Raw genomic sequence first — 692 nt, 5'->3', positions numbered from 1 at the left:
AAGCGCGATCCGGTCGCAAAAAGACCAGCGATCAGGTCGTTTCCGACCCGACCGCCGTATGCTTGCCGAACATGACCGAAGGAGAAACGCTCTCGCGCCCCCAACAGTCACATTCCCTCTTCACGATTTCTTTGAACTTTCGCACACGAACAACTGCCCGGGATCATAGGACCCTCAGACCGCTGCATTCGCGGCAAACTCTCTCTTCTGACAAAATCCGGATCGGGAAGGCTCGCACCTCACGGCCTCACCCGCGCCAGCCCTACACAGGCTCGCGGGCAAGTCCCAAAAAGAGTGGAGCCAGACGGGATCGAACCGACGACCTCATGCTTGCAAAGCACGCGCTCTCCCAGCTGAGCTATGGCCCCGTACTGAGAATGGTGGGCCTGGGACGACTCGAACGTCCGACCTCACCCTTATCAGGGGTGCGCTCTAACCACCTGAGCTACAGGCCCGTGCCGGCTGTCCTACGTCACGGATGTGACGCGCGGACGACCCGCTGTCCGGATATTGTGAGGAAGGAAAACGAGGACGGCGCCCTCGGGCTGTCCCGCCAATGGGACCTTGACAGGTCCCTGGTATCTAATAGCGCCGTCCGTGGAGCGGACCGGCGAACCGATCATCCAGCTGACAGCACCCTTAGAAAGGAGGTGATCCAGCCGCAGGTTCCCCTACGGCTACCTTGTTACGAC

2 tRNA genes and 1 rRNA gene are annotated in these 692 nt (G+C 60.4%); all 3 read right to left on the bottom strand.

The features are described from left to right. Positions 1-295: 295 nt before the first annotated feature. Positions 296-368 (bottom strand) — tRNA-Ala (locus AAHF99_RS27145). A gap of 10 nt (positions 369-378) precedes the next feature. Beyond that, positions 379-455, bottom strand: a tRNA-Ile gene (locus tag AAHF99_RS27140). 188 nt (positions 456-643) lie between these two features. After that, positions 644-692, bottom strand: a 16S ribosomal RNA gene (locus tag AAHF99_RS27135); the annotation flags it as partial.

The organism is Methylobacterium litchii, from assembly GCF_038442315.1.
GTDB lineage: Bacteria > Pseudomonadota > Alphaproteobacteria > Rhizobiales > Beijerinckiaceae > Methylobacterium > Methylobacterium litchii.
Note: the sequence above shows the minus strand (reverse complement) of the source record. Positions and strands in the feature narration are given on the sequence as shown.